The 22,548-nt window shown below is 51.3% G+C and carries 25 protein-coding genes; 18 read left to right on the top strand and 7 right to left on the bottom strand.

Annotated elements, in window-relative coordinates:
- Window positions 1-30 precede the first annotated feature (30 nt).
- The 3 genes from KS4_RS06410 to KS4_RS17530 form a co-directional block, all read right to left on the bottom strand.
- The gene (locus KS4_RS06410) at window positions 31-705 is read right to left on the bottom strand and encodes an LON peptidase substrate-binding domain-containing protein (protein WP_145076232.1); all 675 of its coding nucleotides are present in this window, start codon (window positions 703-705) and stop codon (window positions 31-33) included.
- A gap of 45 nt (window positions 706-750) precedes the next feature.
- A complete protein-coding gene (locus KS4_RS06415) occupies window positions 751-1,695 on the bottom strand; it encodes a serine O-acetyltransferase (protein WP_145076235.1) in 945 nt (314 codons plus the stop codon).
- Window positions 1,696-2,269: 574 nt separating this feature from the next.
- On the bottom strand, window positions 2,270-2,653 hold the full coding sequence (locus KS4_RS17530; protein WP_200761744.1) for a LysM peptidoglycan-binding domain-containing protein: 384 nt from the start codon (window positions 2,651-2,653) through the stop codon (window positions 2,270-2,272).
- Between KS4_RS17530 and KS4_RS17535 the strand changes: the two genes are divergently transcribed.
- The 18 genes from KS4_RS17535 (at window position 2,652) to KS4_RS06500 (ending at window position 17,045) form a co-directional block, all read left to right on the top strand.
- A complete protein-coding gene (locus KS4_RS17535) occupies window positions 2,652-2,897 on the top strand; it encodes a hypothetical protein (RefSeq protein ID WP_200761642.1) in 246 nt (81 codons plus the stop codon). The two genes, KS4_RS17530 and KS4_RS17535, sit on opposite strands and share 2 nt — an antisense overlap.
- Complete coding sequence (locus KS4_RS17540; RefSeq protein WP_200761643.1) at window positions 2,898-3,368, top strand: hypothetical protein; 471 nt, start codon at window positions 2,898-2,900, stop codon at window positions 3,366-3,368. It begins immediately after the preceding gene.
- Between the two features lie 245 nt (window positions 3,369-3,613).
- Entirely contained in the window at window positions 3,614-4,387 is a 774-nt protein-coding gene (locus KS4_RS06425) for a glycosyltransferase family 2 protein (RefSeq protein WP_200761644.1), read from the top strand.
- Between the two features lie 325 nt (window positions 4,388-4,712).
- A complete protein-coding gene (locus tag KS4_RS06430; protein WP_145076244.1) occupies window positions 4,713-5,072 on the top strand; it encodes an STAS domain-containing protein in 360 nt (119 codons plus the stop codon).
- A 62-nt stretch (window positions 5,073-5,134) separates the two neighbouring features.
- Window positions 5,135-5,560 carry an ATP-binding protein gene (locus KS4_RS06435; protein WP_145076247.1) on the top strand — a complete coding sequence of 142 codons (426 nt, stop codon included), beginning with the start codon at window positions 5,135-5,137 and terminating at the stop codon, window positions 5,558-5,560.
- A 209-nt stretch (window positions 5,561-5,769) separates the two neighbouring features.
- On the top strand, window positions 5,770-6,657 hold the full coding sequence (argB, locus tag KS4_RS06440) for an acetylglutamate kinase (RefSeq protein ID WP_145076250.1): 888 nt from the start codon (window positions 5,770-5,772) through the stop codon (window positions 6,655-6,657).
- Window positions 6,658-6,776: 119 nt separating this feature from the next.
- A complete protein-coding gene (gene argF / locus KS4_RS06445) occupies window positions 6,777-7,700 on the top strand; it encodes an ornithine carbamoyltransferase (protein ID WP_145076253.1) in 924 nt (307 codons plus the stop codon).
- A gap of 130 nt (window positions 7,701-7,830) precedes the next feature.
- Window positions 7,831-8,328: a hypothetical protein gene (locus KS4_RS06450; protein ID WP_145076256.1), complete on the top strand. Its 498-nt coding sequence runs from the start codon at window positions 7,831-7,833 to the stop codon at window positions 8,326-8,328.
- Window positions 8,329-8,484: 156 nt separating this feature from the next.
- Window positions 8,485-8,952 carry a low molecular weight protein arginine phosphatase gene (locus tag KS4_RS06455; RefSeq protein ID WP_200761645.1) on the top strand — a complete coding sequence of 156 codons (468 nt, stop codon included), beginning with the start codon at window positions 8,485-8,487 and terminating at the stop codon, window positions 8,950-8,952.
- Window positions 8,953-9,108: 156 nt separating this feature from the next.
- Window positions 9,109-9,585: a ribose 5-phosphate isomerase B gene (gene rpiB, locus KS4_RS06460; RefSeq protein ID WP_145076262.1), complete on the top strand. Its 477-nt coding sequence runs from the start codon at window positions 9,109-9,111 to the stop codon at window positions 9,583-9,585.
- Window positions 9,586-9,814: 229 nt separating this feature from the next.
- Entirely contained in the window at window positions 9,815-11,053 is a 1,239-nt protein-coding gene (locus KS4_RS06465) for a hypothetical protein (RefSeq protein WP_145076263.1), read from the top strand.
- Window positions 11,054-11,249: 196 nt separating this feature from the next.
- Window positions 11,250-12,326 carry an ABC transporter substrate-binding protein gene (locus KS4_RS06470; RefSeq protein ID WP_145076265.1) on the top strand — a complete coding sequence of 359 codons (1,077 nt, stop codon included), beginning with the start codon at window positions 11,250-11,252 and terminating at the stop codon, window positions 12,324-12,326.
- 66 nt (window positions 12,327-12,392) lie between these two features.
- Window positions 12,393-13,523 carry a FecCD family ABC transporter permease gene (locus KS4_RS06475; protein ID WP_145076267.1) on the top strand — a complete coding sequence of 377 codons (1,131 nt, stop codon included), beginning with the start codon at window positions 12,393-12,395 and terminating at the stop codon, window positions 13,521-13,523.
- Window positions 13,524-13,683: 160 nt separating this feature from the next.
- The gene (locus KS4_RS06480; RefSeq protein WP_145076269.1) at window positions 13,684-13,911 is read left to right on the top strand and encodes a hypothetical protein; all 228 of its coding nucleotides are present in this window, start codon (window positions 13,684-13,686) and stop codon (window positions 13,909-13,911) included.
- A gap of 190 nt (window positions 13,912-14,101) precedes the next feature.
- Window positions 14,102-14,488: a VOC family protein gene (locus KS4_RS06485; protein ID WP_145076271.1), complete on the top strand. Its 387-nt coding sequence runs from the start codon at window positions 14,102-14,104 to the stop codon at window positions 14,486-14,488.
- A gap of 502 nt (window positions 14,489-14,990) precedes the next feature.
- A complete protein-coding gene (gene pyrF, locus KS4_RS06490; protein ID WP_145076273.1) occupies window positions 14,991-15,899 on the top strand; it encodes an orotidine-5'-phosphate decarboxylase in 909 nt (302 codons plus the stop codon).
- Between the two features lie 500 nt (window positions 15,900-16,399).
- The gene (locus tag KS4_RS06495; protein ID WP_200761646.1) at window positions 16,400-16,714 is read left to right on the top strand and encodes a DUF2089 family protein; all 315 of its coding nucleotides are present in this window, start codon (window positions 16,400-16,402) and stop codon (window positions 16,712-16,714) included.
- 4 nt (window positions 16,715-16,718) lie between these two features.
- Window positions 16,719-17,045 (top strand): hypothetical protein, encoded by a 327-nt coding sequence (locus KS4_RS06500; RefSeq protein ID WP_145076276.1) that lies wholly within the window; start codon window positions 16,719-16,721, stop codon window positions 17,043-17,045.
- Between the two features lie 252 nt (window positions 17,046-17,297).
- Here KS4_RS06500 and KS4_RS06505 read toward each other — a convergent pair whose 3' ends face one another.
- The 4 genes from KS4_RS06505 to KS4_RS06520 all read right to left on the bottom strand — a co-directional run bounded on the left by KS4_RS06505 (window position 17,298) and on the right by KS4_RS06520 (window position 22,427).
- Complete coding sequence (locus KS4_RS06505) at window positions 17,298-18,035, bottom strand: hypothetical protein (RefSeq protein ID WP_145076278.1); 738 nt, start codon at window positions 18,033-18,035, stop codon at window positions 17,298-17,300.
- Between the two features lie 452 nt (window positions 18,036-18,487).
- Window positions 18,488-20,128, bottom strand: coding sequence for a Na/Pi cotransporter family protein (locus KS4_RS06510; RefSeq protein ID WP_145076280.1), 1,641 nt, complete (start codon window positions 20,126-20,128; stop codon window positions 18,488-18,490).
- Between the two features lie 374 nt (window positions 20,129-20,502).
- Window positions 20,503-21,117, bottom strand: coding sequence for an IMP cyclohydrolase (locus KS4_RS06515; protein ID WP_145076283.1), 615 nt, complete (start codon window positions 21,115-21,117; stop codon window positions 20,503-20,505).
- Window positions 21,118-21,305: 188 nt separating this feature from the next.
- The gene (locus KS4_RS06520; protein ID WP_145076285.1) at window positions 21,306-22,427 is read right to left on the bottom strand and encodes an outer membrane protein assembly factor BamB family protein; all 1,122 of its coding nucleotides are present in this window, start codon (window positions 22,425-22,427) and stop codon (window positions 21,306-21,308) included.
- Window positions 22,428-22,548: the final 121 nt, after the last annotated feature.

Below are 22,548 nucleotides of genomic sequence, written 5' to 3' on the forward strand. Positions count from 1 at the left end.
GGTTTTGTGTGATAATTGATGTGTTGGATGCTAGTTCAGGCAATACCCATCATCTGATCTGGGTAAGCCGTACTTCTCAGCAATTTCAATTAAATGGCGAGTTTTTTGCAGGTATTCTGTTAGCCATGCCGCGCGTTGATATACATCACGCTCACGCAGCATGCTGTATCTTATCTCGTTATCACTGCATGTCATTAATGTGGTCTGGTCTATAAGCGTATCTGTTGGAATTTCGCTACTAAGCCAGTGATTGACCGCGCCAATACTTGATAGGCCCATCAATCTGGAATCGTGAAGCAATCGTTCAATCCGTGCTCTCTCTTCCTGTAGGTCAATTTCCATAATTTGATCACCGGTCGTCGGCTGCACGGTAACCTTTCGGTAGGGCGTGTGTATCACTTCTTCAATGATTTTCGCTCGACATATACCTTGTAGCAATATGTGATATCTACCCCCAGCGAGCATCTCGTATTTGGCAATATAACCCACGCAAACACATTCACGAATTGAATGATCGTCCGGTTGGCTATCGCTCGAATAGATTCCCATCGAAATGATACGATCGCTACCAAGTGCATCCTCAACCATCACGCGGTATCGGGGTTCAAAAATAGTTAATGGCACGGTTGTATGTGGAAGCAGCACACAACTGCCCAGTGGAAATAATGGAATTGGCTTACTGAAATCGATTGCTCGCTCTGGCATATCCTCACGCCCCTATAACCCGAATGCACCCTGAATTTTAGCCTGCTATTTATTCTTTCGCTCACGTTTCGGTTTTATTTTTAGATCCAAATTATCCATCGAGACCGTTGTATTGCTTGGGATTGACTGTGTAATGAACACTGCGCCGCCAATCGTTGTGCTTTCACCAATCGTCGTTGATCCACCCAAAATAATGGCACCACCATAAATTGTGACGTTATCTTCAATTTTTGGATGCCGTTTCATGCCTTTCCAATCCTGTCCTCCCTTTGTAGATAACGCGCCCAAAGTTACGCCTTGATAAATCTTGACGTTATTACCAATATCGCAAGTCTCGCCAATCACAATTCCAGTGCCATGGTCAATGCAGAATCGTCGGCCAATTGTGGCGCCGGGATGGATGTCAATTCCCGTTTCGTTATGCGCATACTCCGTCATGATCCGAGGTAGCAGAGGGACATTAAGTTTGTATAGTTCATGAGCCATGCGATAGGTGAAAATCGCATCAATACCGGGGTAGCAGAAGATATTCTCATCTGTCGATGCTGATGCCGGGTCACCATCAAATGTTGCCCGGACGTCATCAGCAAGAATTTCACGAAGCTCAGGAAGTTTTCGCATAAATGCTTCCGTGGCTTCCATAGCCACATCGCAGCATTGGTCGCACTCATTGTCTGTTTCGCCTCGCTCATTTTGCCCATAGCACATCGCCTGATGCACCTGCTCGTATAGCAAGTCATGAGTCTGCACCAAAAGCTCCCCCACGTGATAGCTTACGTTCTCGCTTGTAATACGCTGTTCATCAAAAAAACCTGGAAACACCAGCTTTCTCAATCGCTCAATAATCTCAATCGTTTTCTGGCGATTAGGTAGAAAAATAGAATCCAGATGCTGCATGCTTGATTCGCTCTGATAGCTTGCAACCAAATCACGCACTAGATCTTCTAGGAACTGCTTCTTGTCACGTTGTGGTTTCTCTAAATCGCTCATTTTTGCTTATATCCTAGCACGAGCCGCGTGCGCTTTCCCCGCCTTGCATTCTTGAATCACCTCAACCGGCGTTCTGACCGTATTATTCCATATCACCCATCCCGACCATTCTACCTAAAAAAACACGGCCCACATCTGCGGGCCGATTCAAAGTTAACCGTTTGTCTCGAAGGGGAGCTCTAGAAGGATTTGCTCGAACCCCAATTTAAGGTGGGTGCATTGCCAGATCATCCCGGTCTTCCACTCGTAGGTGGCTTGGCCATTGTGCCCAGTTCCAGCTCCCTTGGGGTTCTCAAAGGTTCGAGCAAATACGCGACAGACGCTCTTGATCCCTTCGGGCAAACGTTCACTTTCTGCAAACTATTATACCCACCCAATCAACCTCAACCAACACCATTCTCTTTTTCACATGTCATGAACATCAAAGTTTCTTTTTTGCAAGAAATTAAACATTATTTTACTTGACTTGACGAAAACAGTATTCATCGCGTACATAAATGATGGACATGCAAATTCCAACAAAAAAGAGACTGCTATGTAGCAGTCTCTTTGTCTATTCAGTAAATAGTCTGACCTACTTATTTGGTACGACTAGCTTCATACCCGGTTGGATTGCGTCTGGATCGTCATTCAACGCTTTTTTGTTTGCATTGAAGATTTCACGCCAACGGTTAGGCGTTCCGAAATACTTATTCGAGATACTTGAAAGCGTTTCACCCGCTTTGATTGTATGAACCTTCACCTTGCTGCCTGTTGTCGCATTGCTTGAGGAGCTACGGCTGCGTGATGTCACGTTCGATTTTGCACGCGTTGCCTCAGCTGCTTTAAGCTTATTAATGTCAGGTAAATTCAGCTTCATGCCCGGCTTGATCCGCTTAGGATCTACTGTTGGATTCGCCTTCGCAATTTCTTTGAAGTACTTAGGTGTTCCAAAAACCTTCACGCTAATCTTATACATGCTATCACCCGACTGCACCGTGTATTGTTTTGCAGAAGCAGGCGTAGAAGTACGAGGTATAACGCGTGATGCCGTGTTTGTTGCCCGCGCAGGTGATGTTGTCGCTGTAGCAGTTGTTCGCGTACCTACAGAGCGAGAAGATGGGGCTGGGCGATTCACCCTTGTTGGAATGGAGCGGCCTGCCGTTGCCGGCGTTGCGATTGCTCTCGGCCCTGTCGCTGATGGCGAGGTTGGACGGGCTTGATTGCCGCCTAGTGTTAAGCTTCTTGATCCGGTTGTATTAGGCGTTGTTGACCCGCTTGCCGTGGTAGCGTTTCGAGAAGCATTTGCTGTGTTACCTGTCGTAATTGGTGCCCGAGTAGATGCTCTGCTAGTCGGTGTTACCGTGCTGCCTACTGACGAACCGGTACTTGGTTCGCTCGTTGTATTCGCATTTCTGCGACTACGGTTCAGCAAATCACGCACACTATTCGAAGTCGATCGGTTTCCCGAAGCGCTCGTTGATGTACCTTGCGGTAATGATCGCCTCGCACTGCTCGTAGATGAGCTGCTCAGTGAATTACCACTCAGTGTTCTACGCGAACGATTAGTCGAAGCAGTTGTGTTACTCGTCGGTTTAATCGTCGAAGTGTTTGCGTTTTCTGTCTGTTCAATCGTGGCACCCGGTTCACCAGTCTCAGCAACCGTCGTTTTGTCGGCATTGATATTGATGTAGTAAACCACGCAAAAAACAAACAAAATACAGGCAAACAACAGCGCGATCTTGTAAGAGCTGTTCATCGCAGCGCCTCCATGCAAGAATTATCAGACAATAGTGTAACATCCTACCCACAAATCAGCTAGGCACACTTTGCGCAGCTTTATACCTACTGCTCATCCCGCACTGATATCAACCGTCCACGCTCAACCGCATAGACCTAAAAACGTGATACTTCTACCTTTTCACCGTAAACTATGGCTATGCCCAAGTTTTCCGTCGCTATCTGCTCTATGAACGCCGCCGACACCATCCGTCAGGCTTGCGAATCCGCCTCATTTGCCGATGAGATCATCATCGTCGACTCTGGCTCCACCGATGCCACGCCTGAAATCGCAAAGCAATACGCTTCCAAATTTGTCCACCAGCCCTGGCTTGGCTTCACTGAACAGAAAAAATGTTCTGCTTCACTCTGCTCCAATGACTGGGTTTTGATCCTCGACTCGGATGAAGAAATCTCCCCGAAGTTAGCTCAGCAAATCCAATCACTCACCGATGAGCAACTCGAAAAACTCGACGTCCTCAATATGCCTCGCCGTAATTACGTCATGGGCCGATATGTCCGGGCTTGGGATCCTGACATGCAGTCTCGCCTGATCCATCGCGATCGGGCTGTTTGGCCCGATGAGACCCTGCATGATGCCCGTCTTCCCTCCCATCCCTCAAGAGTTAAAAACCTGACGGGCCATCTTGAGCACAAAAAAGCTTCTGCTGCCGATTTTGCGGACTACTTCTCAGGCAGCCGTATGGATGCTCGACTCATGAAAGTCGCAAAACAGATGTATGAACGCGGCAAAAGGGCGAAATTCACTGATTTCCTCTTCCGCCCCTCATTAGCTTTCATCAAGTTCTTTATCCTCAAGCGAGGTTTCCTCGACGGCACCTTCGGCTTCATCATTGCCCAAAAGGCAGCTTCCTCGGTTCAACTCAAATATGCCGCTCTCTGGGCCTACCAACAGCAGCAACGCAACCAATAATCTCAGCTCTCTTGCCGCTCAACCTGCGATAACCCACGCTACGCCCTTTCCAGCCTCCTCAGCAGACCCATTTGTCGTGATTAATCCGATTGTGACGCCTTCACCACGTCCTTCTTAACTTATTCTCCCCATTTTTATATCTTCACCTCGCAGTCCAAAGCCCGAATAACCGAACAGAACCATAGGGCCGGGAACGTGTTATGATACGATGCGATGGCATCCGTTTTTGCCCGGATTGCCCATCTTGACATTTGTATTAACGAACGGTAATTTCATAAGTTACGTTTATTAAGCATCATTATGCATGGCATTGGAGATAGGGTAGATGACCGCGAAGGAATCCCGTTTGGTAGTCAGGGAAGAAGACGAAATCGTCAAGGTTTCATTCCTCGACCGTAATATCCTTGAAGAAGCATACATTCAGCAGATCGGAGACGAGATCTCCTCGCTGATCGATGGGTCCACTAATCCCAAGATCCTGCTCAATTTTGCTAACGTTGAGCATCTCTCTTCTGCAGCCCTAGGCACACTTATTACGATTAATAATAAAGTGAGGCAGAAAGGCGGCCAGCTGCGCCTCTCAAACATCGACCCTCAGATCTATGAGGTCTTTGTCATCACCAAACTCAACAAGCTCTTCCAAATACACGAAGAAGCCGATGCAGCGCTCGCCAGCTTTCAGTAACTTCTACTGACAACGGTAGTGTTTTTGTAATCTTGCCAGTTCAATCTACTGATGGTTACCGCATGGGTGATGTTTCTCAAAATACCATAACCATCCCGTCACGCCTCTCCGAAGTCGCCAAAGTTCAATCTGCGATTGTCGGTGCCGCGCGTGAACAGGGATACTCAAAAGAAGTGATCTTTGCAGTACAGCTTTCGCTCGACGAAGCTGTCACCAATGCAATACGTCATGGCAACAAACTCGACGAATCCAAATCCGTCTCTGTTAACTATGTCATCACGCCCTGTAAAATCACCATCACCATCTGCGATGAAGGTGACGGCTTCGACCCTCACCATATCCCCGACCCAACCCTCGACGAAAACCTTACATGCCCCTCAGGCCGAGGTGTCATGCTCATCCAAGCCTACATGACCTCCGTCTCATACAACGATAAGGGCAACTGCCTCACACTTGTTAAAGAAAAAGACTGTGCTTTGCCTCAGTAATAATCATCCCCTCATCTTACGTCGACAAAATTGAACAAATCGCCCCGCACACTGCGGGGTTTTTTATTCCCCGTCAAACCATTTGGCTGCAATCCAGCTCCCATATCCCTGCTTTACCGCTCGCCACTTTGTTGACCTACGCTTCTACAGTTATAATGACCCGTTTCCCCCACGCCCCCACAAACCAGACGTTACCGCGGAGCAGTACCATGGCCGACTTCATCAATCAGGAAGCAATCACAAAAGCCGCTGCACTCGTCGAAGCACAGCGCTACATTCAGCAATTTGCCGGCAAAACCGTTGTCGTCAAAGTCGGTGGCTCCATCATGGATCAGCCTGACGATCTCCGCGCCGTCATCAACGACATCTGCTTCATGGCCTCCGTCGGCATGCGCCCCATCATCGTCCACGGCGGCGGCAAAGGTATCACCGCAGCCATGCAGAAAGCCGGGCTCGAAGCGCACTTCGTCCAAGGTCGGCGTTACACCGACGAACGCACCCTCGCCATCGCCGAACACGTCCTCACTCAAGATATCAATACCGAGATTCAAACCATGATCTCGGATCGTGGACTCCAGCCCATGGGCCTCCACTCACTCTCATCCTGCGCCATCATCGCAAAACGCCTTTTCCTTGATGGTGAAGGTGACCGCAAAATCGACATCGGCTTCGTTGGCGAAGTCGAATGGGTCAACGGCGAACTTCTCAACGCGCTCACCCTCTCTGGCGTCATTCCTGTAATCGCCCCGATCGCCCGTGATAAAGCCGGCGGCAAACTCAACGTCAACGCCGATTCCATCGCCGGCCACGTAGCCGCTGCAACCAAAGCCGAAAAACTCGTACTCATCTCCGATACCCACGGCATCCGAACGTCCGCTGACGCCGATGACCTCGCTCGCCACCTCACAAAACCACAAATCGAAAACCTTATCGACACCGGTATCATCACCGCAGGGATGCTCCCCAAAGTCGAATCTTCTTTCATCGCACTCGTTGGCGGTGTTAAAAAAGCACACATCGTCGACGGCCGCATCCAGCACGCAGCCCTCCTCGAAGTCTATACCGACACCGGCATCGGAACCGAAATCGTACTCTAATCATTAGTTAGGCCGCCACAAAAAAACACACGCCACGTTAAATCGATTGATAAATCTCGAATAAACGACCGCCGCCGCGCGTTTGACAATTGAGTGTTACTTTCAGTGAGGTACTCATCATGAAACATTGCATCACCATCGCAGACTTCACCCCAGAACAGATCAACCACATCCTTGATGTGGCCATCGCCCTACGCGATCAACGCGCTTCTGGCCGTGGTAATGATCCCATCCTCAAAGGCCAAACACTCGCGATGCTCTTCGAAAAACCCTCGCTCCGCACACGCGTTAGTTTCGAGCAAGCCATGTACGAGCTTGGCGGCAACGCGATCGTTCTATCTAACAGTGAGGTAGGCCTCGGCAAACGCGAGTCCGTCGCTGACGTTACCCGTGTCCTCGCCGGCATGGTCGATGGTGTCGCCGCGCGTGTTTTCGAACACACCAAACTCACCGAGATGGCCGACAACACCTCAATGCCCATCATCAACATGCTCAGCGACTACTCCCATCCATGCCAGGCACTAGCCGACATCATGACCCTCATCGACGAGTTCGGCCGCGACCTCGCCGGACGCACACTCACCTACATCGGCGATGGTAACAACGTTGCCCTCTCTCTCGCTTCAATCTGCTCAAAACTCGGCATCAATTTCTCCATCGCTACCCCAGTCGGCTACGAACTCCCGCAAACCGAAGTTGACGCGATCCTGGCCCACAACCCCGCCTTCAAATTTAAAGCCTCAACCTCTCCCGCCGACGTCGTTAAAGATACCGACGCCATCTATACCGACACATGGGTTTCCATGGGACAGGAAGAAGAAAAAGCTCAGCGTCTCAAAGAATTTGATGGTTTCCAGATCAACGACGAGCTACTTGCGCAAGCCCCCGATCACGCCATCGTCCTCCACTGTCTTCCCGCCTATCGCGGCATCGAAATTACCGACTCCGTCATGGATGGCCCGCGCTCTCGCGTCTTCCCAGAAGCGCATAACCGTCTGCACGCACAAAAAGGTGTCCTTGCCGTGCTCATGGGCAACCAGTAACCCAACCGTTTCTGAGAATTACAGCTATCGCTATTCGCACTTATGCGAATCTCTAGCGCCCCATCTGTCTCAACTCATTACAATGGATGTGCTGTATTAGCGCCCATTGCCAAAGCCAACGGAGTATCACTTGTCCGATTCAGAACAACATCCAGACCCAACCCCCACAAGCGGAAAGCCCTACAAGCTCCTCATCGTTACGGGTTCTCATCTCCGCGCTGAAACTGCTGACCGCCCCCTCGCGTACAAGCTTCAAACCAAAATCGAAGAATGGCTCACCGAGCACGAGCAGTTTCTTAACGTCAACATCGACCCAATCGTCTGCTCTGACATCTGGTTCCTCAACAACCAGGACCTCCAGCAGCGCCCCGTCATCTGCATCGGCGGCCCCGGCGTCAACGCGCTCTCCGCATATTTCGCCAAATTCATACCCGAATCCGCCGAAGACGAAACCACCGGCGAACCTCGCGTCCTCATCCAAATCGACCCCGAATTCACCGATCTTCACGCCTGTATCTGGGGCACCAACCACGAACTCACCACCAAAGGCCTCGACCTCTTTTCCGAGCAATACCTTGATCCATACCTCCGAGCTGTCGCCAATCAGGTCGAACCCGACGTTGACTAACCACTCCACACCTCCTTCGCCTTGCATTATCCTCACGAACCCATCACAATACCCACCCCTCAGCGACCCACTCATGACACAATCTCACACAATTCCACAACGCAAAATTTCATGCCTTGTCGCTGTAACTGCAATTTAAACCAAAGGATACAACCCTTGGCTGACACAAAAACCATCCTCATGGTCTGCACCGGCAATACCTGCCGCTCTCCCATGGCCGAAGGTTTCGCCAAGCACCTCATCGCTCAACACCTCGGCATCACCTCAGATGACCTTCCCGCTCGCGGCTACGACATCCGCTCCGCAGGCTCTTTCGCCTACGATGGCGCACCCGTATCCCCCGAATCCGTTCAGGCACTCCAAACCCACAACATCGACATCGCCGCCCACACCTCCTCAGCCCTCACCCCAGATCTCATCGACAAAGCCGATCTGATCTATTGCATGACCGATTCTCATCGTCAGGCAGTCCTCTCAATCGCCCCCCAAGCTGCCCATAAAACGCACCGCCTCATCCCTGATCAAAACGTCAGCGACCCCATTGGCATGGGCCTTACCGCTTATCTCAAAACCGCAGACATGATCCTTGCAGGCCTCAAAAACCGTCTGAGTGAAATGCTCTGATCCTCACCCGCTTCCACCCAATTGCGACACCAAAAAATCGCAAGGAAAACCGTAAATACCCATTGGATTGAACACCCAATCCGTTTAACCTGATGGAGCACACGCTCCCTTTCTTCTCCCCCGCGTTAGACGCATTTTCTGTTCGGAGACAACGCAATGATTATTGCAGTAGGTAGTGACCACCGCGGCGCCGATGTCCTTTCAAAGCTCGTCCTCGAGCTTCAGGCACGTGGCTGCAAAGTTCTCGAAGTCGGAGCCTGTGAAGGCAAAATCTGTGATTACCCCGATATGGCCTACCCAGTCTCAAAAGCCGTCTCCACCGGCGAAGCTGATCGCGGCATCCTTATCTGCGGTTCAGGCATCGGCATGTCCATTGCCGCCAACAAAGTCAAAGGCGTCCGTGCCGCCCTCGTCCACGACGAAATCGGCGCAGAAATGTCACGTCGTCACAACGATGCCAACGTTCTCTGTCTCGCCGCCGACCTCCTCGGCGTCAGCGTCATCGATCGTGTTATCAAGATTTGGCTCGAAACCGAATTTGAAGCCGGCCGTCACGCCCGCCGTGTTGAAAAGATCTCAGCCATCGAAAACGACACGTTCGAAGAATTCGCTTGCGATCAAACGACCGCCTGAGCCTGATGATCCCGTTTTAATCAATCCCCATGACCCACCAAGGCTTCCCTTGCGCCCTATATTACTGCGCGCCGATCCTTCCTAACCTCACACTGCCACTTCCCCGCTATTGGCACACCACCTCACCTCACTTATCATGTCCCTGACCGCTGTGCACCAGCATCGGATCACGGATGAATCTTCTTCACACTTTCCCACACACGGGTGACACAACCACACGGAGTAACACATGCTGCAGGACAGATCCTACCGCGTCCGCGTTGAAGGCCTCGACTGGAACGCCCTCTTCTCATTCATCAACATCACTCGCGCCTTTCGCACCGCCATACACCCCGCAAAAATGCTCCTCGCCATGCTCATGGTCATCATTACCTACCTCTCAGGTCTCGGCCTCGACGAGATCTTCACCCAATCCATCTTCCAAAACACCATCCAAGCCGAACTCTTCGCTTTCCGTGACCTCATCCTCTCCGCTGTCTCGCTCGACTTCGGCTACCACAACTTCATGGCCGACGTCCCCACGCAATCTTCCGGCGTCATCGGCGCTCTCTTCCAAATGGTCGTCGGCATTCCCATGTCCCTCGCCATCAACCATACCGCATACTTTGCCATCTTCACCTTCTGGATCTTCATCCTCAACCTCTTCTTCGGCGGATCCATCTCACGCCTGGCCGCACTACAGGCCACACGCAATCTTAGGCCCTCATTCATCACCGGCCTCCAGTACGTCTACCACAACTTCTTCTCCTTCCTGGGCTCCGTACTCCTCCCCCTCATCCTCATCACACTTTTCTCAGTCATTCTCGCGCTCGTCGGCCTCCTCTTCAACCTACCCGTACTCAACTTCATCGCCGCACTCACCTTCGGCCTGCTCATCTTCCTCGGCATCATTATCTCACTCCTCCTCATCGGCTTCGCCGGCGCCGCCAACCTCATGTTCCCCTCGGTAGCCACCGACAATACCGATGCCTTCGACACCATCTCCAGAACTTACAATTACGTCATGCGCCAACCTTGGCGTTTCGTTGCCTATAACGCTTTCGCACTCTTCTACGGCGCCATCACCTACCTCTTCCTCGCGCTCGTCATCTTCCTCGCGCTCTGGGTCACCATCACCTTCACCGGCTTCTTCGTTCCCTCATTCCACGAACTTCTCCCTGACCCCAAGCTCGGTGAGCTCCCCTTCTACACCTCACAATCCTCGCTCGGCCAGACCACCATCGCCAACGTCGTCACCGTCTGGGTCAAGCTCCTCATCGCCCTCCTTCCCGCTTTCGCCTTCTCTTACTATTACACCGCACAAACCTTCATCTACCTCCTGCTCCGCAAGCATTCCGACGGCACCGAACTCGAACACGTCCACCTCACCCCCGGCGATGACCCCCTCGAGAACTCCATGGACGATCCCACCTTGGCCGACAAGCTCATCAAAGACAAAACACCAGACCCTTCCAGCGAGACAGAATAGTCTGGCCAGCAACCCATAAAAACAATTTCAACGCGCAGTTCTCGGGTTACGCTTCGTGAACTCTATAACTCCCAATTCAGCCCACAAATCACCCACGTAACCCAAATCGGCTCATAGCCTCTACTTAGCAATCAGAAGTTTCGAGCACGAATCACTAGCACGAGCACGCCCCCATATTTGCTACAATACCCCCACTATGACAAACACCCCCCAGAAGTTTCTGCCGCTCCTCTTGACCCTCACGCTCACCTTTCTTCTCTCTGCATGTGGCGAACAATCAGCACCAGCACAACCCGCAAATCGCAACGCACCACAAAGCACCAACGCTGCTCCCGCACCAGACACGAACCCCGCGTCTAATTATCGAATAGTGACCCTCGCACCCACCCTCACCGAGATCGCCTTTAACCTCGGCTTCACCGATCAAGTCGTGGGTGTCGGCCAGTATGATATGATCGCCTCACCCGACACACCCGTACTCGGCACGTTCTATCAGATCGACACCGAAAAACTTCTTTCACTCAAACCCACCCATATCTTCATGCTTACCGGCAAAGACGGCCCTCCCGCCGACCTCACTAAACTTGCCGATCAAGGTCTCTTCAAACTCTTCGCATACAGTTACCCTGAAACCATTGACGATGCGCTTCAGCTTCTCGACTCTGATGGAACCGCACTCACCAATATCGATACACCGCAAAACTCGTTTACCGGCCCAGATGCTCCCGGCCTCGGCCAAGCACTCAATAAAACGCAACTTGCTTCCGAACTCAAATCCGAACTCTACACACGCCTCAATAAAATCATGCAGCTCACCAAAAACCTCGACAAGCCAAATACCCTCATGATCTTCGCACTCGCCGAACCCGTCATGGCCTCCGGCTCCGGTTCTGTCAACGATCAATTGCTCGGCATCGCCGGTGGTACAAACGCCGCCGCCAACGCCGCCATCTCCGCACCTACCTTCGATCGCGAATCGCTCATCGCACTCGCCCCCGATGCTATCCTCGCTCTCCTCCCCGACGTCAACCCGCAAGTCGAAAACGATCCCCGCCTCGCCTCACTCACCTCACTCCCCATTCCCGCCGCAAAAAACAAACAAATCTTCATCCTCAACTCACCAACCATCCTCATCCCCGGCCTCACCATGCATCAAACTGCCGCCAGTTTCGCGCAATCAATCCACCCCAATCTCAAAGATCAACTCGCACCCATCGCCCAAACCCCTCTCACGCAACCACTCCCAGAATCCGAACCCGCAAACCAAAACTGACCATTGAACCCTGCAAGCACTCCCAATTGCCTCGCTTGCGTCTAGCACTAACAACTAGCACTATTCATGACTACCCAAACCACACAACCTCAATCTAATCAGCCGCTGCAAGATGCTCCCGCCATCGCAGCCACACCCGCGACGCGCACATGGATCGTCCTCAGCCTGCTCACGCTCATGCTCGCACTGACCGCTTTCCTCCGCCTCTACGTCGGCTCCTCATCCATCGGTTTTCCTCCCGATACCTCGACCCCTCAAGCCCAGCAACTCGCTGACTACATCATGCAAACCCGCCTCACCCGCCTCTACATCGGCCTCATTATCGGCGCCGCGCTCGCCGTCTCAGGTGTCGCCCTCCAGGCCCTCCTTCGCAACCCGCTTGCCGAGCCCTACATCCTCGGCCTATCCACCGGCGCAGGTCTCGGCCTCTTCCTCACACTCTTCCTCGTTAACTACACAACACTCATCGCAACCACACCCTTACTCCAGGAACTCTCCGGCGCTCTCGTCAACTCACTCGGTGCTCTCGCCGGCGCCTCCGCCTCGATGCTCATCGTCTACCTCGCCTCACGCCGCCGCGGCATCATCGACCCGCTCGGCCTCCTCCTCACAGGCGTCGTCCTCTCGACCATTAACGGCGCACTCATCATGCTCGCCAACTACATCAACGGCCCCGCAGGCCTTCGCGCCGATATCGCCCAATGGATGATGGGCAACATCAACTCAGCTGTCACCACCCCACTCCTGCTCACTGCCGCCACCGTCACCATCCTCGGCTTCCTTCTCCTCCTCCTCTACGCCCGTCACATGGACATCGCCACACTCTCCGACATCGAAGCCCAATCCCTCGGCGTCAACCTCCGCATACTCCGCATCATCCTCTTCTTTGTCTCCTCCGTCCTCGCCGCATGCGCCGTCACCCTTGCCGGTCCCATCGCCTTTGTCGGTCTCATCTGCCCACACATCGTCCGCATGCTTCTCGGCCCCAAACACCTCACCCTCCTCATCGGCTCCGCCATCACCGGCGCAGCCCTCATCGTTGCCGCCGACACCTTCAGTGCATACCTGAAAATACAGGTCGAAATCTCCTTCGGCTACAACATGGGCCTCCTCCCCATCGGTATCTTCACCGCCCTCCTCGGCGGCCCCGTCTTCCTCTACATCCTCCACCCCAAACTCGGCCGCACCGACGCCTAAACACCACTCCCATTTGATATGCAACCTTATCGCCGTGCTCTCCCTCATACTCCTCACTCAACTAAAAAAAGCCCACCTGCAACCACAGATCTTTACCCCCAAACCAAACGGCATCCTGTATACCCCGATAGATTCACTTCATTTTCCAGAACCACACGCCATGGGAAATACTTTATACATAGTATTTCTCACATTCCTCCTCTTTCTAACCCTCGGCTGCAATGAACTAACCAACTACTGGGCAGCCAAGATTATCCGCATCATGACAAAAGGAAATACCTTCATCGTAGCTGTTGATTTCACTAACGATCAGCCCGCCATAATGGGCATCATACGCTATGATCAACCAGAGAACAGTCCATCTAATCGTATCATAGACCTTTGGTAGATCGTGTTTACACTGCGCAGTATCTTTGCTTATGTACGTGAAGTACTGGGCGACAAACTTCAATTCTTCATCCGAAAATCTGATGGACAGGGCTTCCTTGCAATCAAAACAGTATTCCATTAGCTTTTACTATTCATAACACGCTCTAACTGTTAGCATCGCCCACAACGTGCAGGTCTGTAGGAAAACCATGAAAAACTATGCTCAAGTTTATGTGAAAAACAGTTTTGAAGCGGCAGCAATATATTGCGAAGCTTTTGGTGCAGAAATTACATTTGAAGTGAAAAATGATGACAAGACTGCTTATGCGCACTGTGAATTGTCTATAGACGGCGAAGGATTTTTAGCATTAAGTGAAGCAGCGAATCCTTGTGATATTAACATAGTTCATAAAATGAAATGGGAAACAATGACGTTTAATGTTTTTGAAATGGGAAGCGAAGAATCTGTTTATAACGCCTTTAACGTTTTAAGTAATGGTGGTGTCGTTATTAATCCCATTCAGAAAGTGCCATGGAGCAAATGCTGCGCGACTGTTATTGATAAGTTCGGAGTGTGTTGGTGGATTGCAATTTGATATACCTGTATGAGCATAGACTACAGTCTAAAATATGTATTTGATAGTATGGTAAAAATGACAGGTCTAGCGGGATTGCTTTGAAGCTGAGTGAGACAATTTCTTATAACAAAAGATATGCGCAAGTTCCGGGTAGGAACAAGAAACCTCAATGGGTAAACGAGGTTGTATATGATGGCATATTAATACCCTGAGATAGAATTAATTCATGGTCAATTTTGCTAAGCCCAAAAAGTGAACAGCTAATTTTTCATAGAGCATTTTTCGCAAATATTCTAGACACGCGATCATAGCAAGCATGAGCTATTCTCTCTGCAAAGAGCAAATCTATATCACGGCTAAGGTAATCCAAGATGCCCTCTAATCATCAGTTAAATTTCATCCACAGAGCGAACATATATCGCTTGCCCAACTCGCATAGGGTGGGGTTGGTCGCTATTCTTTTTGCAGGAATGTGACTGGTTTTTCAGTTTGGGATGGGGCAACTTTCGGAGAATGCGTGATGGTAACTCATTTTGCAGACAAATTTTACGAAGCGGCGGCGGCGAAGGGTGCGCCGGTTTGTGTCGGGATTGACCCTGTTTTCTCAAAGATGCCAAAAAAGCTGACCGGCGGTGCGGACGTGCCGGACGACGATCAGCATGCAGCGGAAGTGTTTGAAAAATATACAGTTGCGCTTCTTGAAGCGGTCGCGCCGTATACACCCATCGTGAAGCCACAACTTGCCTGCTTTGAACGTTATCACGCGGCCGGTTTTGTGGCGTATCACAACATTGTCCAAGCCGCGCAAGGTCTTGGTATCATGGTACTTGCGGACGGCAAGCGTGGTGATATCGGCATCTCATCCGATCATTATGCGAATGGATTATTGGGTTCGCCGGACGGTGCGGACGCGTTGACGGTCAATCCGTACCTCGGTATGGATGGAGTCGAACCGTTCGTAAAGCTTGCAGCAGCAGAGGGTAAAGGGATATTTGCTCTGGTCAGAACGTCGAATCCCGGCAGTGATGGGATCCAATCACATGAATTGGCAGATGGGCGAACAGTTGCGCAAATGGTTGCAGATGAAGTATTTAGGTTCGGGCGAGGTGACAAAGCATACATTGGGGACTGTGGTTATTCACTTTTAGGGGCGGTTGTCGGGGCTACTAAGTCCAGTGATGCTAAGGATTTGCGAGAGCGTATGTCGGAGCAGATTTTCCTTGTGCCGGGCTTTGGAGCGCAGGGCGGGACGGCGGATGATGTGCGTGCATGTTTTAATGAGAACGGCACAGGTGCGATCATAACCGCTTCCAGGTCTGTAATTTATGCTTACATGAACGGCGATGGATCGCAACAGGATGACTGGAAATCGGCGATTGCTGCAGGTGCCAAAGACTTAAACGAGCAGATCGCGGCTATTCTGAAATAACCTCAGTAAAGTTTGAATTTGGATGCATGATTCATGGTATATCTCCTTCTAATCAATGATTAGAATGTGGGCTTTTGCTTTTTGTGTTTGTGCGCGCGTTTGGCGCGATTTGCCTATACCTTTTGCTGTAAGTATTGGACGGAGCAGGGGATGACGATTGTGGATAAGCCGAAATTACGGATTTCGGAAATGGGCTGAAATGAGTTGGAAATCGTTGATTTTGCCAAGGATTGGTTCACTTTGGCGCGTTTTTTGCCAGAAATCGTGAAGTTTTTAAATTTATTTTGCACAACAAAATCAGAAGTGCGGTGGATTGTGCGCGCCAGCAGGTATTTGAGTCATCGCAGTGGTTTAGCTTACGAGTTTCGTTTTGGCATGAGGTGATATTTTTGGTGGTTGGATGCTTGTCGCTTTGGGAATATGGTTTACTTTTCGGAATTGGGTTGCTTTAATTAAATTAAAGTGTACTTTAATAAAAATAAAGTATGAGGCGATGCGAAATGAAGGTCAAAATTGAAGACATACCGGCATGGGTGAGGGGGTTAGGTGATGAAGATTTACAGTTTGTGAAGAAGTTGGTTTTGGCATCGGGTTCGCTAAAGGAGATGGCGAAAGCGTATGGGGTGACCTATCCGACGCTTAGGATTCGTTTGAATCGGTTGATTGAGAAGGTCAGGGTTTTGGATGACCCGAAGCCACGTGATGCTTTTCATGAGAAGTTGCAGGGGTATGTGTCGGAGGGAAAATTAGATTTGAAGATGGCGAAGTTGTTGTTGAAGGATCATAAGCGTGCAGTGCAAGAAATAAAGGAATAGAACGATGTCGAGATTTAATTGGGCGGATGCGATCCAGAAGAAAAAATCGATTGATGTGATGCAGGGTTTGAAACGCACGGAGCTTTATTATTGGGTGGGGATTGTGGCCTCGGTGCCGTTTGTTGTGGTGGGCTTGGCGATGATGTTTGTGGCATCGGATGGTGATGCGAGACAGATGATCTGGGGCCTATTTTTTGCGGTGATGGGTTTCATGGAGATTATGTACATGAAGCTATGGGCGCAGGTACGGATCGGGATGTTTATGGCGGTTTGGGACAGGCAGAAATGGGTGGAGGATGAGATTAATAAATCGGAGAGCGAAGATTTCTGAGGTGAGAGTGAGTTATTTTGTAGCTGGCAAAATAAGTGTGATCACAATCAATGCAAGTTTGACGAGTGGTCACCTTGCAGGGTTGATTCGGCTATGTGGGTGTCTAAATAGTTGAGATTGATTCGCTCATTTAGTGGCGGAGTTGGGAAAGTGAGCTATTGAGGGGTGAGGTGAGCGGCATCATTAAAAATGGAATCCCAAAGCAGGGCGATGGGATTCCGAAGAAATCTAGGATGAATGCTGTTTGTAGCTTTAGTTATTATGCTGACGTTTAAGCAGAAGTGGTAAGAGTAATACGAAGCCACCTATTGCGGCAGGTGTTGGTACGGCTGTTGGTGGATCAACGATGTTTGGTGGTATAACGCTGAGGGGCGTATCAAGTAGGCTGATGCTGTCTGCATTGAATGAGATTCTGGTGTAAGAACCATCTTCGCCATAAACGAAAAAATCACTTGTGCTGGATTCGGTGCGTAGCGGTTCGAAGCGGACACCAAAGTCGTCGTATGCGCCGAAGGTGTCTACGTCGTAGGTTAATGCGATGATTGCGCGGTCAGGTGGGAAGTTACCGTTGGAGTAAGCAGGAGCGTCTCCTGTAGAGTCAGCAATGAAAAAGAGTGCATCCTCGACACCGCTGAACCGGTCATCTATTTGGCGGATAGAATTGTAAACATTATCACGCCCTTCAACGAATTCATAGCTTTGGTCGCCTGACTGAAGAGAAACAGAAGCGATTAGGTTAGTACCATCGAGGTCGCCATAAAAGTATTGGTTGATGGTCACTTCGCCGAATGTGGGATCGTAGACGACTCTGAAGGAGGCGACGTCGCCGACCGTTGCATCGCTTAAGACATGTTGTTGGTCGCCGGTATTTGTTATTCCAGAGATTGTGCCGGTGACTTCAAATGCAACAGGCGCAGCGTACGTAGTAACAGGTATTGCAGCGACTGAAAGAACGCCTAGAAGGGGGCGCAGTATGGGGTGGATCATCATAAAGTCCTTATGTTATATGCAATCGCTTGGTGCGATATGTCGGCAGCATATCTATGGTTATCTGAGTGAAATAATGACGATTAGCTTTGCTGAAGCTTTTAACTTTTATTGAAAACAAATACTGTCGCGTTCAGAGCCGAGGTATATATTGAGAGGCTGTTGAGAGGCTGTATTGAATTTACACAATTGGCCTAGTTATTCGAGAGTGATGTTATTGATTAACAGTTGTGAATTCTGGCGTCAGGTAATTAAAAAGTGATATGAAGATGACATATGGGCTATACGTGCAATTAGTTGCAGGTATGTTGGTACTTTGTAGACAGAAAGCTGTGAGAATAGTAGGAAATCCTAAAACGTCTTTACCACGTTTATTATGCCACTTAATAGACAAGGTTTCAGATGATGGATGGGCTTGCGTGATTATGTGATAAGTGTTTGGGGAATTTGTGAGGTTAGGATACTTCGTGGTGTTTGATGATGGCGTAGGCGACGTGGGTGACGCAGGAGTTGATGGATTTGAGGTGGGTGAGCATGTCGAGGTGGACGGCTGAGGATTCGTGTGTGAGTTGTACGCCGGTGGAGAGGCGGGCGAAGTGTTGATCGCGGAGTTCACGTTCGATATCGCGGAGGCGTTCTTTGTGGCGGAGGAGTCGTTGGGCGAGGACACGGTCGGAGGTTGCGAAAGCGGTCTCTGCGATGAGGACGTTTTCAGCAACTTTGGTGTAGAAGTCTTTGAGTTCTGACCAGCCTTCGGGTGTGAAGGAGATGTTTTCGCGGCAGCGTTTGATGACGATTTCCGCGAGGTTTTTGTCGATGATGTCGCCGATGGTTTCGAGCTCGTTGAGGTAATCGAGTTGGCGGATGATTTCGTTGGCGGTGGCTTCGGAGTTGTCGGCGTTGGAGACTTTGGCGAGGTAGCGTTTGATCTCTGCGTCGAGGAGGTCGACTTTGTCGTCTTGTTCCTGGATCTGTCGGGCGTTGCGGATGTCGCGGTCTTTAAAGGCGAGCCACAGGTCGTCGAGCATGCGGCGGACGAGTTCGGAGACGCGGAGGATTTCGCGGAGCGATTGGCCTGTGGCGAGTCCGGCTTCGTCGACGAGTTTGGGGTTGATGTAGCGCGGGCCGAAGGCGTCGGATTCGCGGATGGGGGGTGTGGGGATGACGCGTTGTGTGAAGGTGTCGATGAGTCCGATGAATGGGAAGAAGACGATGGCCATGAGGACGTTGAAGCCGGTGTGTGTTGCGGCGATTTGTTTGTCGAGTGTGGTGGGGATGTCGGCGATGAGGTCGGCGACGAAGGGTAGGGCGATGAGGATGGCGGTGGCGATGATGGTTTTAGCGGCGAGGTTGCCGAAGCCGAGCCGGCGGGATTCAACCTGAGGCCAACCGACGATGGTGGTACTGACACCGATGCCGACGTTTGCGCCGACGACGACGGCGATGCAGGTGTCGAGTCCGAAGAGGGACTGGCCGTCTGCGGCGGTGAGGCTGGAGAGGCCGATGAGGAGTGCGATGGCGGCGGTGGAGGATTGCATGGCGACGGTGAGGAGGGCGGCCATGATGGCGATGCCGATGGGGTAGTGCGAGAGGACGCGGACGAGTTCGATGAATTCGGTAGAGGGGGTGAACTGTTGCGCGGCGGCGGAGATGGTGCCGATGCCGGTGAAGATGAAGCCGAGTGAGAGGAGGAGTTGTCCGACGCCTCGGGAGTTGTTTGCTTTGGTGAATTGGAAGAGGAGTACGCCGAGGAAGATGAGGACGGGGGCGTAGAGTTCGAGTCGTAGTGCGATGAGGAGCACCATGACGGTGAGTCCGACGTCTGCGCCGAGGATGACGGCGAGCATTTGGCGAGCGGTCATGTGTCCGGCTTGTACGGACTGGACGGAGAGGATGGACATGGTGATGGAGGAGGGTGCGAGCACGGAGATGCCGAGGCCCATGAAGAAGGACTTGATGCGGGAGTCTCCGACGGATTGCATCCATCGAGCGAGTTTGGGGCCGAAGAGTCGGTCGAGTCCTTTTCGGAGAAATCGGACGCCGAAAAGAATCAATGCAACACCGCCGGCTGTTGTCAGCAAGGTCATAAGAGCCATGAGTCGTCAACCCAGTAAAGTATCGTGAATGTAATGTGGAAGTGTGACTTAGATTGCTGCGCTTGTCCGCGTGCAAGCGTCTGGCTTTCTCTAGATCTCGTGTGCCGCACAATCGGGAAACGTGTTAGCGTTGCGTGAAGATTGTGAACAATGTAAGTCAGTACCAAACAGTTCAACGATAAGCATTTCGAAAGATCTGTCAATGATTGATGCGTTTTGCGTGATGAGGAGGGGATGAGGTTGGGCATGAAAAAACCCCTGCCAAATAAGCGGAATCAGGGGTTGTATTGGCCTAGGTTGTTATCGGTTGTGTGGCGTTTGAGGGGTGAGAAATTGTATTAGGGGAATGAGTTAAGGAACGCACGCAAGCCTGGTTAGGTTGTGACGTTCCAGCGGTTTGTCATCCATGAGCTGATGGCGGTGTCGTACTCGGCGGTGCGTGTGAATGCGGCGGCGGCGAGTTCGCGGCGGAGGTTGAAGGTTGTGGAGCCGGCGTTGTCGTCCATATCGTTACAGATGCGGTCGTATTGTTTGGGATCGGTGACGCAGGTGACGAAGCGGTGGTTTTTGGCTGAGGAGCGGATCATACATGGGCCGCCGATATCGATTTGCTCAATGGCTTCGGGGTCGGTGACGCCTTCTTGTGCGACGGTAGATTCGAAGGGGTAGAGGTTGACGCAGACGAGATCGATGGGCGTGATTTCGTGGTCTTTGAGTGCTTTGACGTGGTCTTCTTTGTCGCGAAGAGCGAGGAGGCCGCCGTGAACTTTGGGGTGGAGTGTTTTGACGCGTCCATCCATCATTTCGGGGAAGCCGGTGAGTTCGGAGATGGGTGTGACGTCGATGCCAGCTTCGATGAGGGATTTGGCGGTGCCGCCGGTTGAGACGATGCGGACGTTGTGGCTGATGAGTCGTTTCGCGAAAGCGACGAGGTCGGTTTTGTCGCTCACGGAGACGAGGGCGGTTTTAATTTTGACAAGCTCACTCATGGTGGTTGATCCTTGTATTTACTGCGCTGGCTGATGGCCAGTGATGCTGGTATTGCTTTTATTTACGATTGTTATCCGATTCTAGCTAACTGTTGAGTGGTGTCCATCTGGCAAGAAAAACGGTCACGCGGGTGAGCATTTTAGATGCTGTCCGGTGACCGTGTGGATTTTGTAGTTGGATGTGTGATTTAGCGTTTGTTGAGTTTGATGATGTCGCCGTTGCGGCCAATGAGGATGAGGTTGTCATCTTTGAGTGGTGTGGCTTTGAGGATTCTGTGAGCAGGAGCTGCACGGAGGATGTCGCCTGTTTTTGCGTCCAAGACGGCAAGAACGTTTGGCTGTGCTACGAGGACGGAGTTGTCGTCACCAGTGATGGCGTAGATGGATGAGTTCTTCTTCCACTTGATTTCGCCTGTCAGAGCGTCGAGAGCGTAGAGCCCGTCGCCATTGACTGGGAGGTAGACGGAGAGGCCGATGGCCATTGGGTCGTGTTTGAGAGGCGTGCCGAATGGGCGTTTCCATTGTTCAACGCCATCGGTGCGGTTGAGAGCGTAGACGAATTGGTCTTCACTTGCGATGAAGATTGAGAGGTCGTTGACGGCGGGCTTGGCGACGATGGGGCCAAAGGTTTTCTCGCGGAAAAGCATGGTTCCGTCGAGGCCAGAGACTTTGCCGAAGATGCCGCGGATGTCAGCGATGACGAGCGATTGGTCGGCTTGAGCGATTGGCGCTTTGATTTCGCTGTGGAATTTGTAGCCCCAGAGTTCGATGTTGCGTAGGAGGTCCATCGAGTAGACGAGGCCGGTGATTGTGCCGAAGATGGCGCGGTCGTCGATGATGGTTGCGCCGGTGGAGGACACATGAGGAAGCTTGATGATGTTAACAATTTCGCCGGTTTGCTCGTTGAGCAGGAAGGCTTCAGCTTCGTTGTTTACGAGGATGTATTCCTCGAGTTTGGATGCAGGGTAAAGGTTGCCGCTTCGTTCGATGCGTTTTTTCCAGATGACGCTGCCGTTGTTGATGTCGATCGCGGTGATGACACGGCTGGCACCTTGGATGACGACAAGCATTTTGTCGTCGAGAACGGAAGTTGCGGTAACGGGGTCCGCGTTTGAAGCGTTGACGGCCTGATGCCAGGCAGTGGAGTAGCCGAGATCAACGGCGGCTTGAGGTGTGATGAGAAGTTTAGCGGCAGGTGCTTTAGCAGCCTTTTTAGCAGGTGCGGAAGCCTTGCTGGATTGCGCTGACTGGCATGCAACCAGTCCGAGCATGCCAAGGACGATCAACGACCGGAACAACAGTGATTTCATGCGTCTACACTCCGTCGACTCGAATGGAGGATTATTCTTCGGACCAGAGCGGCCCTTTATATGGCTCCAAGTATCAACCCTGAGGGCTTCTAGGTCAAGCCGAATCCTGATTTTATGAAAA

The organism is Poriferisphaera corsica, from assembly GCF_007747445.1.
GTDB classification, from domain to species: domain Bacteria; phylum Planctomycetota; class Phycisphaerae; order Phycisphaerales; family Phycisphaeraceae; genus Poriferisphaera; species Poriferisphaera corsica.